Annotated in this window: 12 protein-coding genes; 9 read left to right on the top strand and 3 right to left on the bottom strand. The window is 63.8% G+C overall.

Annotation, left to right across the window (positions count from 1 at the left end):
• The first annotated feature begins 126 nt into the window (after positions 1 to 126).
• Positions 127 to 612 carry a Dps family protein gene (locus QRN48_RS12675; RefSeq protein ID WP_037010362.1) on the top strand — a complete coding sequence of 162 codons (486 nt, stop codon included), beginning with the start codon at positions 127 to 129 and terminating at the stop codon, positions 610 to 612.
• Between the two features lie 278 nt (positions 613 to 890).
• On the opposite strand, the gene QRN48_RS12670 is transcribed toward QRN48_RS12675, so the two are convergent.
• Positions 891 to 2,321, bottom strand: a complete 1,431-nt coding sequence (locus QRN48_RS12670) for a mechanosensitive ion channel family protein (RefSeq protein ID WP_191943321.1) — start codon at positions 2,319 to 2,321, stop codon at positions 891 to 893.
• Between the two features lie 198 nt (positions 2,322 to 2,519).
• Here QRN48_RS12670 and QRN48_RS12665 point away from each other — a divergent pair, with 198 nt between their 5' ends.
• The 4 genes from QRN48_RS12665 (at position 2,520) to QRN48_RS12650 (ending at position 7,683) form a co-directional block, all read left to right on the top strand.
• Entirely contained in the window at positions 2,520 to 3,512 is a 993-nt protein-coding gene (locus QRN48_RS12665; protein ID WP_285350922.1) for an MBL fold metallo-hydrolase, read from the top strand.
• Between the two features lie 114 nt (positions 3,513 to 3,626).
• Positions 3,627 to 4,964, top strand: a complete 1,338-nt coding sequence (locus QRN48_RS12660) for a c-type cytochrome (protein ID WP_285350920.1) — start codon at positions 3,627 to 3,629, stop codon at positions 4,962 to 4,964.
• Positions 4,961 to 5,425, top strand: coding sequence for a (2Fe-2S)-binding protein (locus QRN48_RS12655; protein ID WP_191943318.1), 465 nt, complete (start codon positions 4,961 to 4,963; stop codon positions 5,423 to 5,425). Before QRN48_RS12660 ends, QRN48_RS12655 begins: the two co-directional genes overlap by 4 nt.
• Positions 5,422 to 7,683, top strand: a complete 2,262-nt coding sequence (locus QRN48_RS12650) for a xanthine dehydrogenase family protein molybdopterin-binding subunit (protein ID WP_191943317.1) — start codon at positions 5,422 to 5,424, stop codon at positions 7,681 to 7,683. The genes QRN48_RS12655 and QRN48_RS12650 overlap by 4 nt, the downstream gene beginning before the upstream one ends.
• An 81-nt stretch (positions 7,684 to 7,764) precedes the next feature.
• Here QRN48_RS12650 and QRN48_RS12645 read toward each other — a convergent pair whose 3' ends face one another.
• Entirely contained in the window at positions 7,765 to 8,985 is a 1,221-nt protein-coding gene (locus QRN48_RS12645; protein WP_285350917.1) for an MFS transporter, read from the bottom strand.
• Between the two features lie 412 nt (positions 8,986 to 9,397).
• On the opposite strand from QRN48_RS12645, the gene QRN48_RS12640 reads away from it, so the two are divergent.
• The 3 genes from QRN48_RS12640 to QRN48_RS12630 are packed head-to-tail and all read left to right on the top strand — an operon-like array spanning position 9,398 to position 13,560.
• Positions 9,398 to 10,924 (top strand): ATP-binding protein, encoded by a 1,527-nt coding sequence (locus QRN48_RS12640; protein WP_285350915.1) that lies wholly within the window; start codon positions 9,398 to 9,400, stop codon positions 10,922 to 10,924.
• 16 nt (positions 10,925 to 10,940) lie between these two features.
• Positions 10,941 to 11,558 carry a response regulator transcription factor gene (locus QRN48_RS12635; protein ID WP_285350914.1) on the top strand — a complete coding sequence of 206 codons (618 nt, stop codon included), beginning with the start codon at positions 10,941 to 10,943 and terminating at the stop codon, positions 11,556 to 11,558.
• A complete protein-coding gene (locus tag QRN48_RS12630) occupies positions 11,539 to 13,560 on the top strand; it encodes an ATP-binding protein (protein WP_285350912.1) in 2,022 nt (673 codons plus the stop codon). The genes QRN48_RS12635 and QRN48_RS12630 overlap by 20 nt, the downstream gene beginning before the upstream one ends.
• Positions 13,561 to 13,587: 27 nt before the next feature.
• On the opposite strand, the gene QRN48_RS12625 is transcribed toward QRN48_RS12630, so the two are convergent.
• Positions 13,588 to 14,202, bottom strand: a complete 615-nt coding sequence (locus tag QRN48_RS12625; RefSeq protein WP_191943313.1) for a phosphohydrolase — start codon at positions 14,200 to 14,202, stop codon at positions 13,588 to 13,590.
• Positions 14,203 to 14,457: 255 nt separating this feature from the next.
• Between QRN48_RS12625 and QRN48_RS12620 the strand changes: the two genes are divergently transcribed.
• The gene (locus QRN48_RS12620) at positions 14,458 to 14,883 is read left to right on the top strand and encodes a helix-turn-helix domain-containing protein (protein ID WP_191943312.1); all 426 of its coding nucleotides are present in this window, start codon (positions 14,458 to 14,460) and stop codon (positions 14,881 to 14,883) included.
• Positions 14,884 to 14,948 lie beyond the last annotated feature (65 nt).

Here is a 14,948-nt window from a genome sequence, read left to right as displayed (position 1 = left end):
CGCAGCCGGGGGCAAGTTCTATAGCCAGCCTTGATCGAAACGATTGCCATGGCTGATTTCCATCCAACCGGACGTGGTCACTAGAATTTGGGGCCTCAGCAATCAACGCAATTCAGGGAGCTATTCATGGCTATTGAAATCGGTATCAGCGAGCAGGACCGTGCAGAGATCGTTGAAGGGCTGTCCCGGCTGCTGTCGGACACCTACGTGCTGTACCTGAAAACCCACAACTTCCACTGGAACGTCACCGGTCCGATGTTCCGTACCTTGCATCTGCTGTTTGAAGAGCAGTACACCGAACTGGCAACTGCGGTGGATTCCGTTGCCGAACGCATTCGCGCCCTGGGCTTCCCGGCGCCGGGCACTTACGCCACTTATGCGCGGTTGTCGTCGATCAAGGAGGAGCCGGGCGTGCCTGCGGCTTCCGACATGATCCAGCAACTGGTCGAGGGCCAGGAAGCAGTGGTCCGTACCGCTCGAGAGCTGTTCCCACTGTTGGAAAAGGTCAGCGACGAGCCCACTGCGGACCTGTTGACCCAGCGCATGCAAGTCCACGAGAAAGCCGCCTGGATGCTGCGCTCGCTGCTCGAAGGCGACGGATTCGTTGCCTGAGCTTGATGGCGCTCCCACGGGCCATTTCCCGGCTGAAGCCGGTCCCACTGACTATGAGCAACCTGTGGGACCTGCTGCACGCAACCCTGTGTGACCGGCTTTAGCCGGGAAAGCGCCAGCGGCAGCACCGCAATTTTGATGGTGTTCGCACAGGCCATTTCCCGGCTGAAGCCGGTCCCACTGACTATGAGCAACCTGTGGGACCTGCTGCACGCAACCTCGTGGGACCGGCTTTAGCCGGGAAGGCGTCAGCGGCAACACCGCAGCGCCATAACGACTCAGCGCTTCTGTAGCCAGCCCAGAAAGTTGTTTTTCTTGATGACCACTGGCTTGCGCATGAGCACATGCTCAGTGCCCTGTTGCCGCACGGCCTGGAGCTTGTTCAGTGCGGTGGTGATTTCGACCCGCTGTTCCATGGCCTGGCGGGTTGCGGCCTTGTCGATCCTGTACACCACGCAGGAGGTGAGGGCGGTGAAGCGCGCCCGCGACGGTGTGTCGGCCAGTATGCTTTGCTCCCCCATCACTTCGCCCGGGCCCATGCGCCCGGCTTCTACCATCTCGCTGCCGTCCTTGATGCTCGCCGACACCACGCCGGTGGCGATGACCAGCAAGCCGTCGGTGATTTCATCCACCTCGACAATGGTCTGGCCGGCGGTGTATTCACGCGCAGTCATGTTCTGCGCCAGCTGATTCTTCTCTTCGGCGGTGCTGGTGCGGAACACCTTCACCTCATCAAGCAGCGCCCTTGGCCGTGAAAGGGCTTCAGCCGTGGTTTCCGATTGCCAGGCGATGCCCGCTGCCTCCAGGTGCCGATACGCCAAATCGAACAGCAGATTGCGCACCTCACTTTTGTTGTTCAGGTCGCTGATGAACCCTGTCACGGCGTATTCGATGGTCGTCGGGCTGGTTTCCTTGACCACCGCCCGAGGCTTGGGGGTTTGCAGCAGGGCGCTGCAACCTTGTAGCGCGCGCTCCAGCGCATCAAGCACGCGACGCGGGCGAATGTGCGGCGACATCATGATGTTGATGGACACGCCATGAATATGGACCGGTCGGCTCAAATTCACGATCTTGGCTTTCGCGGCCACGGAATTGGGAATCACGACCATGGTGCCAACCCCTGTCAGCAGGTGCGTCGCGCGCCAGTCGATGTCGATGACCTTGCCTTCCATGCCGTCGATGGAGATCGAATCGTCGACCTGATACGGCTTGGTGGTGTTGAGGATGATCCCGGAGAACACGTCGCTCAAGGTGCTCTGCAGGGCCAGACCGACGATGATCGCCATCGCCCCGGACGTCGCCAGCAGGCCTTTGACCGGAAGCTGCAGCACATACCCGGCCGCGGCAACGATGGCGATGAGGAAAATCACCGCACCAATCACCTCTTGCAGCAGGCGGCCGCTGTGCCCGACGCGACTGGTCAGTGCCAGCCCGAGCACGACTGTCAGGGTCCGTGCGGCGTAGATCCACCAGATAATCGCCAGCGCCGTCGCGCCAAACTGCAGCGCACTGTCGTCCGGCCATTCCGGGGCTTCCAGCGGGCTCACGCCGGCATTGATGATCACCAGACTGTAGGCCAGGAACAGCGCCAGCCGCGTGGCGATCCGCGCCAGCCGGTTGCGCTCGGCCAGCAGGTGCCAGGCCAGCGCGTCGGCGAGCAACAGCAGCAGGCTCCACGCCAGCGAATAGTGGGGAACGACGGTCGACATGGGCGGTTTCCGCAAAAAATAAGTGCAGGGCCGGACTGGCTCGCGCGAAGGCGCGCCGACAATGTAGGCAGCGGCATGAGCGATGTCTATAACCGATGGGGTGCGCAAATCGGTGAAACAAGCACATTGCTTCAAGCGCAGGGCGCGCGGCACCCGGCAGTATCGGGCACCTCACTTCTTGCGATTCGAGGCCTCTCTATGCGCTCACCTCATCTTTCACTCACACGCTCGGTGGCCCTCGGGCTGGTCCTGTGCGCGGGTGCCGCGCTGGCGCAGGCACCCGCGCAACAGAAAACCCAAGTGCCTGGGTACTTCCGCCTGGCCGTCGGCGACTACGAGGTCACGGCGCTGTTCGACGGTTACAACGACCTCGCGCCAAGCTTGCTCAAAGGCATGAAGCCAGACGCCATCCGAGCATTGCTCGCCCGCCGCGACATTGATACCCCCGGCGTGCAGACGGCTTTCAACGCGTTTCTGGTCAACACGGGCGAGCACCTGATTCTGGTGGACACTGGCGCCGGACAATGCATCGGCGAAACGGCGGGCATGCTTACGCAGAACATCAGGACAGCGGGGTACCAGCCGGATCAGATCGACACCATTTTGCTCACCCACCTGCACCTGGATCATGTTTGCGGCCTGGTCGACGCCGACAAGCAACCGGTATTCGCCAATGCCACGGTCTATGCCGCGAAGCCCGAAGCCGATTATTGGCTTGACCCCACTGCCATCAGCCGTGTGCCGGAGCAGGCCCGCGCGTATTTCAAGATTGCCCAGGACTCTACCGCGCCCTACATCGCGGCCGGCCGCTTCAAGACCTTCGCCCCGGGCGACTCGCCGGTCCCGGAGGTCACCACCGCACTGGAGGCAGGCCATACGCCGGGCAGTACCACCTACAGCTTCAGCTCGAAAGGGCAAACCATCCTGTTCATCGGCGACCTGATCCACAGCCTTGCGGTGCAGTTTGATCACCCTGCCGTCAGCATTGCCTTCGACGAGAACAGCCAGAAGGCCATTGCCAGCCGTGATCAGGTATTCACCCAGGCGGCCAGCCAGAAAATCTGGGTCGCCGCCGCGCATTTGCCTTTCCCGGGCACCGGCCACATCGTCGCCATCGACAAGCACTTCCAGTGGGTGCCTGCCGAATACGGTCCTTACCAGCGCGCCGCCCACGTGCCGTTGTTGAAGTAACCGCTGGCCCCGGCGCTGCGACGGCTGCAACTTTGAGCACAGGCGTACAAGTCGTGGCGGCTCCATGGGCTAGGCTGAGCAGGGATCGCTCATCGGGCCGGAACAGGGGATGACATGAAGCGCGTGACGCTCTACCGGGCAGCATCTTTGATCGTCGTCGCCGGACTGACCTTCTGCGCAGCCATGATGTGGCGTCCTTCGATCGACCCGCTGGCTCAGGCGCCGACGATGGATGACGCGAGTGTTCGGCGTGGCGCGCGGGTGGCGGAGCAGGGCGACTGTGCGGTCTGTCACACCCGCCCCGGAGGCGCCTACATGGCGGGCGGGCTGCCGCTGGTGACGCCGTTCGGTACGCTTTACACAACCAACATAACCCCCGACCGCGACACGGGCATCGGCAACTGGCCGCCCGAGGCGTTTGCCCGCGCCATGCGCCACGGTGTTTCCCGTGACGGGCATTTTCTCTATCCGGCGTTTCCCTACGTGCACTACAGCCGGATGTCCGATGCCGACATCAGCGATGTGTACGCCTACCTCATGAGCGTCGACCCGGTGCCGGCCCGGGCGCCCGACAACCACATGATGTTCCCGATGAACTTCCGTCCGCTGGTGTCATTCTGGAACCTGTTGTTTCTGCGGGATGATCGTTTGGCTGATCTGCCGGATCGCTCGCCGCAATGGAATCGCGGACGCTATCTGGTCGAAGGGGCGGGGCATTGTTCGTCCTGCCACACGCCGCTCAATTTCATCGGTGGGGAGAAAAACAGCGAGCACCTGAGCGGCGGCCAAGTGGACGGCTGGAACGCCCCGGCCCTGACCGGCATGGCCCGGCGCAACAACCCCTGGAGCACCGAGCAACTGGTCACCTACCTGCGCGCCGGCGTGGCCGGGCATCACGGCGCGGCGGCCGGGCCCATGCTGCCGGTCAGCCTCAGCCTGGCGCAGTTGCCCGAAACCGATGTCCAGGCCATCGCCGAGTACATCCTCAGCCTGGACGGCGACACGCCAACCCCCGCTCCTGACTGCGCTGCGACACGCACTGCAGCTATCCCTGCGCCGAGCGCTGCAACAACCGGCACCGAGACACCCGGCGCTGCGAGCACCTCAGCCGCCCCGGCGTTTGCTCAGGGTGAGGCGCTTTTTGCCGGTGCTTGCGCGGGCTGCCATGGCGGCGGTGCGCCCATGCGCACGATCGACGGCCGCCCCGGCCTCAGCGTGGTGTCGGCGGCCACAGCCAGCGATCCGCGCAACCTGATCAAAACCATTCTGGAGGGCATCCCGATGTCAGCCCGGGCACCCAGCCATTACATGCCGCCATTCGCTGACAGCCTCGACGATGCCCACATCGCCGCACTGGCTGGCTATTTGCGCAGCCAGGCCTGCGCCGCCACGCCTTGGCCCGATCTGCTTGAAACAGTCCACACGCTTCGCCATGAGGGCCAGTCGAAATGATCACCCTGAACGTCAATGGCACGGATCACTCGCTGGACATAGATCCCGACATGCCGCTGCTGTATGCGTTGCGCAACCACCTGCAACTCAACGGTGCCAAGTACGGCTGCGGCCTCGGCCAGTGCGGCGCGTGCACGGTGATCGTGGAAGGCAAACCAGTGTTTTCCTGTGTGTTGCCCTCGGGCGCCGTCGCGGGCCGGGCGGTCAAGACCGTGGAAGGCCTGGGCAGTGCCGACAAACCCGGCGTCTTGCAGCAGGCATTCATCGATAACCAGGCCGCGCAGTGCGGTTACTGCATCGCGGGCATGATCATGCGGGCCCAGGCGCTGATCGACACCGTCGCCGCGCCCACGGACGAGCAGATACGCACGCACATGGCGCCTAACCTGTGCCGCTGCGGCACGCATTTGCGGATATTCGCCGCGATCAAGGCTGCGCTGGCCACCGGGGTGAAGGGATGAAGCGCAGGGATGCGGGTATTGATCAGGGGCGGCGGGCGTTTCTCATCAACGGCGCACTGGTGGTGGGCTTTGCGATGGTGCCGGGAGCAGGGCGCGCATTCGCCGACACCGAGGTCGATACTCTGGGCACCCAGGTACTGGCGCCGGATCTGCCCGGGAGCCTGCGCACCAATCCGTTTCTCGACGCCTGGATTCGTATCGACGAGCAGAACGTCATTACCGTTTATACCGGCAAGGTCGAGCTGGGCACCGGGGTCAAGACAGCGCTGTTGCAAGTCGCCGCCGAGCGCCTTGAGGTCGAGCCGCATCTGATCGTCTTTATGACGGCCGACACGGCGCTCACGCCCAACGAAGGCTACACCGCCGGCAGCCACACGATGTTCGACAGCGGCACGGCGTTGTTCAATGCCGCCGCACAGGTGCGGCAACTGCTGCTTGAGTCAGCCGCGCGCCAGTGGCGCACACCGGTCGAGCAGCTTGGCACACAGGATGCGGTCATTCAGTGCCCCGACGGCAAGTCGATGACCTATGCGCAGGCATTGGCGGGCGTTGAGCTGCACCGTTATGCGAGTGCGCAGTCACCGATCATGGCGCCGGAGCGCTTCACCCGGATCGGCCAGTCGTTGCCGCGTATCGACATCCCCGCCAAGGTCAGCGGCGGTGCCAGCTACGTCCAGGACATGCGCCTGCCCGGCATGCTTCACGCCCGGGTGATTCGCCCTCCGCGGCGTGGCTGTCAGCTCGAAGGCATCGATCAGGCCGCCATCGAGAACATGCCCGGCCACGTCACACTGGTACGCAACGGCAGCTACCTTGCTGTCGTCGCCGAAGATGAATGGCAGGCGATCAAGGCGATGCGCAGCGGGTATGAGCTGGCGCGCTGGTCTCAAGGCGATCCGCTGCCTGATGCTGCCAACATTCACCAGTTGCTCACTCAACTGCCGGCCAAGCGATACCCGATCCGCAACACCGTCGCATCGTCGCCGGGCCCGGCTGACAGCTCCGCGCACAGCTGGAAGGCCACGCTGACCAAGCAATACCTGATGCACGGCTCCATCGGGCCGTCGTGCTCGGTGGCCTGGTTCAACGAGGGCACGCTGACCGTCTGGACTCACACGCAGGGGGTCTACCCGCTGCGGGCCGGCATCGCCGAATTGCTTGGCCTGCCGCTGGAGAAAGTCCGCTGCGTGCATGTTGAAGGCTCCGGCTGCTACGGCCACAACGGCGCGGATGATGCCGCTGCCGATGCGGCATTGATCGCCATGGCGGTGCCGGGCAAACCGGTTCGTGTGCAGTGGATGCGTGAGCAGGAACACCTTTGGGAGCCTTACAGCTCGGCGATGCGCGTCGAACTGGATGTCACGGCAGACGCCGCAGGGCACCTTGGCCGCTGGAACACCGAGCTGTGGACCACGCCGCACAACGAACGAATCGTCAATGCCGGGCGTCTGCTGCCAGCGTGGCTGTTGGCGCAGCCTGTTGCCCCGGCGCCGTCCATACCCATCGCCCAGCCAGAGGGCGACGGTGACCGCAACGTGATACCGCTCTATGACGTTGCCAATAGCCGCATCAACATGACCTTTGTGACGCAGATGCCGTTCCGCACCTCTGCGATGCGCTCGCTGGGTGCCCACGTCAACGTCTTCGGCATTGAGTCCGCCATGGATGAACTGGCCGCGCAAGCCGGGATTGACCCGGTCGAGTTTCGCCTGCGCAATATCAGCGATCCCCGTGCACGTTCGGTCATCGAGCAGGTCGCCAAGGCGTTCGGATGGCCAGCCAGGGCAGGCGGCCCGGGCAGCGGTATCGGCTTTGCCTTCGCCCGTTACAAAAACATCATGGGCTATTGCGCCATCGCAGTGCAGGTGCACGTGCAGCGCCAAACCGGCGAGGTGGTCATCGACCGGGTTGTCACGGCGGTCGATGTCGGTCAGGTGGTCAGTCCGGACGGGCTGCGCAATCAGGTGGAAGGCGGGATCATTCAGTCGGCCAGCTGGACGCTGTACGAGCAGGTCGACTATGACCCTGCCGGCGTGCGCAGCTATGACTGGAGTGGCTATCCGATTTTGCGATTCCCGGCGTTGCCCCTCGATGTTGAGGTGCATGTCCTGGACCAGCCCGGCCAGCCGTTTCTTGGGGCTGCCGAGATCGTGCAGGGGCCGATGGCCGCTGCACTGGGCAATGCGTTGTCCAATGCAACCGGAAAGCGGCTGCTGTCTTTGCCATTGGCGCGCAGCGGCTGGCACCGGTCACTTTAGAAGAACTCAATTCAGAGCTCGCAATAAAAACGCCCCGGTCTAATTGCCAGGGCGTTTTCATTTGCGCCTGTGCCGTGACCCTCAGCCGTGATGCGCAGCCCTTTGCCCGTAGAGCACAAACATCCCCAGCGCGAGCAGCGGCAGCGCACTCCCGACCAGCACGACACCCGGCCAGCCGTACACCTCGAACACGCTGCTGGCCACCGCCGAGCCAATGGCCCCGCCGACGAAAATGCTGGTCATGTACAGCGCGTTGAGGCGGCCACGACTTGCGGGGTCGAGGGCGTATACGGCGCGCTGGCCGAGCACCATGTTCATCTGCACGGCGAAGTCCAGCAGGACGCCGGTGATGGCCAGGCCGATCACGCTGTAGCCGGGGGCTGTCAAACCAAGCACCAGGGCAAACGGGGCCAGGACCATGGACAGCAGCGAGGCGCGGCGGGTGAAGCCGGCATCGGCCAGCCGACCGGCGATGGGTGCCGCAATGGCGCCGATCGCGCCGACCAGCGCGAATACCGCGATTTGCGTTTGCGACAGGCCATGATGCCGAGCCAGTTCAACCGGCACGGTGGTCCAGAACAGGCTGAACGCGGCGAATAACAGCCCTTGATACAGGGCGCGCTGACGCAACACGGCATGGTGGGCCATCAGCGTGACGAGGGATTTCAGCAGTTGCCTGTAAGTCGCTTGATGCTGCGGCTTGCGCTGCGGGATGGTCATCGCCAGCAGCGCCACGATAGCGAGCATCACTAGAGCAGCCAGCATGAACACCGCACGCCAGCCGAAATGGTCAGCCACCACGCTGGACACTGGCCGCGCCAGCAGAATGCCGAGCAGCAGCCCGCTCATGATGTTGCCAACCACCTTGCCGCGCGAGGCTTCGGGTGCAAGGTGCGCGGCCAGCGGGATGAGCATTTGCACGGACACCGAGCTGAACCCCAGCAGCAACGACACCAGCAAAAAACCATTGGCGTGCTCCATCGTTGCAGCGCCGGCCAGGCTGGCCGTGGCGACGATGGCCGTTGCAATCATCAGCCGACGGTTTTCGACCAGGTCCGCCAGCGGCACCAGAAACAGCAGGCCCAGTGCGTAGCCGATTTGCGTCAGCGAAACAATCAGACTGGCGCTTTGGGCAGAAAGGCCGAGGTCCGGGGCAATCAGCTCGACAATCGGCTGGGCGTAATAAATGTTGGCGACGATGGCCCCGCAGCAGAAGGCAAACAGCAGCACCATTGCGCGTGTCAGGGCAGGCGCCGGGGATTGTGCTGCGCCAGGCGTTGTGGAAAGTGTGGAGGTGTTCATATGCAGTGGCTCCCGTCGATGGCAGGGTGGAGACCGGTCGGGTCATCCGTCATGTGTCGACGATAGAGCGCAGCCGCGGCGGGAAGAATAGGCGCTGGGCGCAAAACGCTTTTGCGTTGGGCGCAACGCTGTGGCGGCTGTTTACGGCCAGCGCGGGCTCTATACTCCGGGCAAAACAGCCCGGCGATGGGAGTCAGGTGAGGCACGACGATGCACAGCTTCAGGGCGGCGAGCCTGACCCCCTCACTCGGGGGTAACTATCCCTACAGGTAATATCGGCAATTGCTTTTAACTGATTAGATGGGCGCTTGTTAAAAATGGATAGCTGCGCTGCGTGTCTCGGGAGGTAAGCCCGCCCGGATGACACGTCGCGAATCAGGGTCTGCGACTCCACTTCCAAGGACTGCATGAAATGATAAGTCTCGGTCAGACGATGATTTCCCGCGAGCACAGAGACGTGTTCAAAGACGGCGTAGCGATGCGCATCGGTACGCGCGCTTTTGACATTCTCGATGTGCTGTTGCGCCATCAAGGTCAGTTAGTGAGCAAGGAGCTGATCCTTCAGAGTGTCTGGCCGGACACCGTGGTTGAAGAGAACAATCTGCAGGTGCACATCTCGGCCCTGCGCAAGGCATTGGGCAGTGATCGCGAGCGAATCCGTACTGTGCCTGGCCGCGGCTACGTGCTGCTGGGTGGCGACAGCGCCGACACCGAAAGCCCCGGCCCAAGCGTGCTGCAGGGGGTCAGTTGTCATCATCGTTTGCCTGCGCGTATCGCCTTGCTCGGACGCCAGGCCTTGCTCGATGAGGTGAGCGGCACATTGGACAATGGCTGCGTGCTGGTCACGCTGATCGGTCCCGGCGGCGTCGGCAAAACCGCCCTTGCCGCCGAATTCGGCCAGACGCTGATCGACGCCGGAACCACTCCCGTGTACTTCGTGCCGCTGGCCCAGCTGCAACGCGACGAGCTGTTGCTGGAGGCATTTTCCAGCGCTGTCGGCATGGATTGCAGTCACGGCGAAGCAGACCTGCAAGGCCTGATCCGCCATCTGCAGCAACGCCCGGGCCTGATCATTCTGGACAACTGCGAACACTTGGTGGAAAGCACTGCCGGCCTGCTTGAAGTGATTCTACGGGGTGCGCCCGCCGTGCGCGCCCTGGCCACCAGTCGCGAGCCGTTGCGCATCGCCGGCGAGCGCAGCCTGCAGGTGCCGCCGCTGGAGGTCCCGGAGCGCAATGCATCTCGGGAAATGATCCTGCACAGTGATGCCGCACAGCTGTTTCTGCGTCAGTGGCGGGCGTTGGACAGTCATCGCGCCGCCGGCGGCAACGCCGAGCTGGATGATTACAGCGTCGAACTGGTGGGGGAGATTTGTCGCCGCCTCGACGGCATGCCGCTGGCGCTGGAGATGGCGGCGGCCCGGGCCTGCGCGCTGGGGCTGTATCAGCTGGTGGCGAGCCTGGACGGCAGCTTGCATCTGCTGTCGGCTTCGTTGCGCACGGCACCGCCGCGTCAGCAGACGCTGCAGGCTTCACTGGCCTGGAGCCTGCGCTTACTGGGGCGTGAAGAGCGTACAGTTCTGCGCCAGCTGGCCGAGCTGGAAGGGCGCTTTACCCTTGAACGCGCATGCGACGCCTTGCAGCGAACCCGTCTGCCGCGTGCGCGCATCATGAACTGCATCGTCCGCCTGGCCACCCAATCGTTGCTGATGGTCACGGCCCAGGGGCCCTTCCGCTTCTACCGCATGCTCTCGGCCAACCGCGCCTGCCTGTTGGCCATTGACGCCGAGCAAACCGTACGGACCGATGCCGGCGCGCCGCGCTTGCAAGACTGCGACCCGCCATCCGCCCTGAGCACGTTGCAAAGCGTCAGGGCTGTGCCGATGGGGCCGGACGGGTATCATGCGCGGCATCAAAGAGCCCTGGCCGTTGGCCGGTGATGCGACGGAACCCTTCATGAGCGTGACCCCCAAAGTTTATGTGGTGGACGATGACGCCGCCATACGTACCTCGCTGCAGCGTCTGTTGCACTCCGCTGACATCGCCTGCGAGGTGTTTGACAGCGCTCAGGCCTTCCTCGCCGGCCCGCTGGCACCAGTGCCTACCTGTCTCTTGCTGGACGTCAACCTGGCCCATGGCACCGGCTTCGATCTGCAGCAGGCTTTGCTGTCGCGCGGCCACACGTTCCCGATCATCTTCATGACCGGCTACGGCACCATCGCCATGTCGGTGCGTGCCATCAAGGCCGGGGCCCGGGAATTCCTCACCAAACCCTTCGAGCCGGAGCAACTGCTGGAGCTGGTGCGCGAAGCGCTGATCAGCGATGCCTCCAGCATGAGCGAGCGCTGCCTGACGGCCTGCGTCAAGGCGCGCTATGAAAGCCTCACGCCGCGCGAACGCGAAGTCATGGCGCTGCTCATTACCGGCAAAATGAACAAGCAGATTGCCGTTGAGCTGGGCACCAGCGAAGTGACGGCCAAGGTCCACAAAAAGCACGTCTTGACCAAAATGAACGCGCCCAACGTGATCGAGCTGTTGAAGATGAGTGATCGGCTTGCCTGTCTGGCCAGATAATCCGCCTGGCGAGCCGCTGCCCATCGAACGCTTTATTCAGCGAGCGATGGCTGCGACGGCCGCTTTGGCCGGTGTTCACGAGGCCGGCCTGCTGCACCGCGACATCAGGCCTGACAACCTCATCGAAGACCCGAACGGTGGGATCCACCTGAGCGGCTTCGGCCTGAGCGTCGATGTGCATTCTGCGTCGGCATTGCCGGCGTCCGACCCGATCTTCAGCTCGCTCGCCTACATGGCGCCCGAGCAAGCGCGGCGGGTCCAGCGCCAGGCTGACCAGCGCAGTGATTTGTACGCATTGGGCATGACCTTTTACGAGTGGCTGGCCGGCCGGCTGCCGTTCTCTGCCAAGGATGCCGTCGAGTGGGTGTATTGCCACGTGGCCCGCATACCGCCGCCATTGACTCAGCATCGCGGGGACATCCCTGAGCCACTTGCCGACCTTGTGCACCGCCTGATCGCCAAAAACCCCGATGACCGCTACCAGAGCGCGGCCGGTCTTCAGCGGGATCTGTCGGAGATGCTGCGGCAGTGGCAGCAGTTGGGCGACATCCCCGACCTGCCGCTGCACGGGCAATACGACCTGACGCCGGCGCGGTACGCTGCGGACACGACCACGCCCTGGCAGGGTTCGGCTGCTACGGCCTGGCGCTCGTCAGGCGCGGCGCCTTCCAACGGGCCAACGTCAGCGCCCTCGGTCCTCGGAGTGACCAGTCTGGCGGGAGGGCGCGACGCGCTGGACCTGTCGTCGCTGATGAAATCGGCCCACGCGCTGCGTGATGAACACGAGCAGGACCGTTTGATCGAGGCGCTGCTGAGCAACACCATCCTCCACGCCGGCGCGCAACGGGCATTGCTGCTGCTGGTCAAGGACGAGGCACCGATCATCTGCGCGGCTGGCCAGGGCGGGGACGAAGGCCTGCGCATCGAGCTGGTGGACACGGTCCCCGACAAGCACCACCTGCCGTTGTCGATCCTCTACCGAGTGATGCGCACGCGTCAGCGTCTGGTGCTGGACGATGTCATGGCCGACGCTTACTTCGCCACCGATGAATACGTGCGCCAGCACCCGGTGCGCTCGGCGCTGTGCGTGCCGTTGGTCAGACAGGGCAGGGTGCTTGGCGTGCTCTACCTGGAAAACAACCTCGCCCCGGGGGTGTTCACAGTGTGTCGTGCCGAGGTGCTGGAACTGCTCGCCAGCCAGGCGGCGATCTCCCTCGAAACCGCGCGCCTGCACCATCAGCTGGAGCAGGAAAACGCGCGACGGCGGGACGTCGAAAACGCATTGCGCAGTGCCCGCACCCGGCTGGCCCACGTTGCCCAGGCCACGGTCATGGGAGAGCTGGCGGCGTCGATCGCCCACGAAATCAATCAGCCACTGGCGTCCCTGGTGTCCAACGCTGCGGCCGGCATCCGCTGGCTCAATCGCGAAACCCCGCAAGTGGAAGAAGCGCTGTCCGCGCTGCGCGACATCGTTACCGAAGGCAAACGTGCCGGGGAAATCGTCCACGCCCTGCAAAGCCTGGCCCGGCAAGGGCCGCATCACCGCCGACGGCTGCGGGTCAACGACGTGATACGACACGTGGTCGCGCTGACCGGAGTGGAGGTGGAACAGCAGCGCGTACTGATGACGACACACCTGACCTGCTCGCCCGCGCGGGTCTGTGCTTCCAGCGTGCAGTTGCAGCAGGTGCTGTTGAACCTGATCCTCAACGCGCTGGACGCCATGAGCGCGGGCGATCACGTCCTGCGGCGCCTGTCGATCACCAGTGAAGTGGTGGGCGACGACTATGTGGTGGTCAGCGTCGAAGACACCGGACGCGGCATCGACCCGCAATACCGGGACAAGTTGTTCGACGCCTTTTTCACCACCAAAGACAAAGGCATGGGCATGGGGCTGGCGATCTGTCAATCCATCGTCATCGCCCATGGCGGCCACCTCTACGCGATGCCGGCGCGCTTCGGCGGAGCGACCTTCGTGCTCACGTTGCCCATCGTCGGGTAACGCGCGTTCGCGGGCGATCCGGGCGGCTTAATACGGCCATGTCGAGGCCAATAACCGTTCGCAGAACCCGCCGGCATTCAGGCGATGGGTGTAGAAGGCCAGGACGTCGGCATTGGCAGTGCCGACGGTGGACTGGGGACGATGGACCTGGCCCAGCGCCATGGCGTGCAGAAACTTGAATTTGAAACCCGCTTCGCGCGGGTAGGCCGCCAGTACGTGGGCCTGGGCGGTCGGGCTGAAGCATTCGCAGTGCGCGCCGGTCAGGTCTGTCTCGACAGCCGCGCAGAGCAGGGCGGTCAGCGGTGCTTTGTGCTGCGCAATGCCGGGCGTGGTGTGCAGCGCGATGGCGTCCCACACCTGGCCAATGTCCTCCCAAGTGCGACCGTGCCCGCGCAGGAACTGAGCGGCGGCGTCAGCGCTGTCGACTTCGAAGCGCTGCTGTGACTCCGCGTAAAGACGGGTGATGCCGATGCGCAAAAACAGTGCGGCGATGAACAGCAGCTCCGGGTCGAAGCGTAATGCCCGGCTGTGGCCCAGCAAACTGGCAAAGACGAATGTTCGGCACGCGGCGTTCAACAACAGATCGGGCTGGTGGTCGCGCATCAAATCGCTTGCGGCACGGGCCGTCGTCCCGTCAGGCATCAGAATTCCAGCGACATATCGGGTGGTCACGTGCCGTCCCTCGCAGCGAACCGACTCTTAGGAGCGCACACGCTAACCCTCGGGCGCAGGGCGGTCCTTGGCGGCGCCTTAAATGTTCTGAAGGGTGCGCCGGTGCACCGCCGGGATGCACGTCGTCGTACAACCATTCAGAACGTTTAATACCCGGAGAAGGACTTTAAGAACCGCTCTGCGCAGACTCCACTGACCGCCAACTGCAAAGCTGGAGTGCCTGGAATGACCGCATTCACCCCCTCCCTTCACCCTGAATCGATGCTTGAGCGGGTCGCCTTGTCGCCGTGGCAGGAGCGCCGAGCCAAGGACCTGATGTCCAGCCAGATGGACAAAGGTCTGTCCATTGCTCGTATCGCCGCCGAATGTTCGCTGTCACGCAGTCACTTCTCCCGGGCGTTCAAGAAAAACACCGGGTTGTCCCCACGGGACTGGTTTTTGCAGATGCGTCTGGACAAGGCCAAGGCGTTGCTCGGCGACTCTATCTTGAGCATTTCGCAGATCAGCCTGGACTGCGGCTTCGCCGATCAGTCGCATTTCACCCGGGTCTTTACCCGCGTGGTGGGTGTCACGCCGTTCAGTTGGCGTCGCACCATGGCGCGTCCGGCCTGCACCGTGCGCCTTGCCCCGCAGAGCCTGCATGCCTGCTGAGCGCCGCCGTGGGGTCGCCGAGTGAAGCGGGCAGGTGATCTACAGCACTGATGTTCAAGACGCGC

The sequence above is a fragment of the Pseudomonas sp. ME-P-057 genome (genome assembly GCF_030208975.1).
In the GTDB taxonomy this organism is placed as follows: Bacteria; Pseudomonadota; Gammaproteobacteria; order Pseudomonadales; family Pseudomonadaceae; genus Aquipseudomonas; species Aquipseudomonas lutea.
This window is presented reverse-complemented; position numbering and strand designations above follow the sequence as displayed.

Coding starts and splice junctions, on each gene's coding strand:
- QRN48_RS12655 (WP_191943318.1), top strand. CDS start 4,961: ATGATCACCCTGAACGTCAATGGCACGGATCACTCGCTGGACATAGAT.
- QRN48_RS12650 (WP_191943317.1), top strand. CDS start 5,422: ATGAAGCGCAGGGATGCGGGTATTGATCAGGGGCGGCGGGCGTTTCTC.
- QRN48_RS12635 (WP_285350914.1), top strand. CDS start 10,941: ATGAGCGTGACCCCCAAAGTTTATGTGGTGGACGATGACGCCGCCATA.
- QRN48_RS12625 (WP_191943313.1), bottom strand. CDS start 14,202: ATGCCTGACGGGACGACGGCCCGTGCCGCAAGCGATTTGATGCGCGAC.
- QRN48_RS12620 (WP_191943312.1), top strand. CDS start 14,458: ATGACCGCATTCACCCCCTCCCTTCACCCTGAATCGATGCTTGAGCGG.
- QRN48_RS12675 (WP_037010362.1), top strand. CDS start 127: ATGGCTATTGAAATCGGTATCAGCGAGCAGGACCGTGCAGAGATCGTT.
- QRN48_RS12670 (WP_191943321.1), bottom strand. CDS start 2,321: ATGTCGACCGTCGTTCCCCACTATTCGCTGGCGTGGAGCCTGCTGCTG.
- QRN48_RS12665 (WP_285350922.1), top strand. CDS start 2,520: ATGCGCTCACCTCATCTTTCACTCACACGCTCGGTGGCCCTCGGGCTG.
- QRN48_RS12640 (WP_285350915.1), top strand. CDS start 9,398: ATGATAAGTCTCGGTCAGACGATGATTTCCCGCGAGCACAGAGACGTG.
- QRN48_RS12645 (WP_285350917.1), bottom strand. CDS start 8,985: ATGAACACCTCCACACTTTCCACAACGCCTGGCGCAGCACAATCCCCG.
- QRN48_RS12660 (WP_285350920.1), top strand. CDS start 3,627: ATGAAGCGCGTGACGCTCTACCGGGCAGCATCTTTGATCGTCGTCGCC.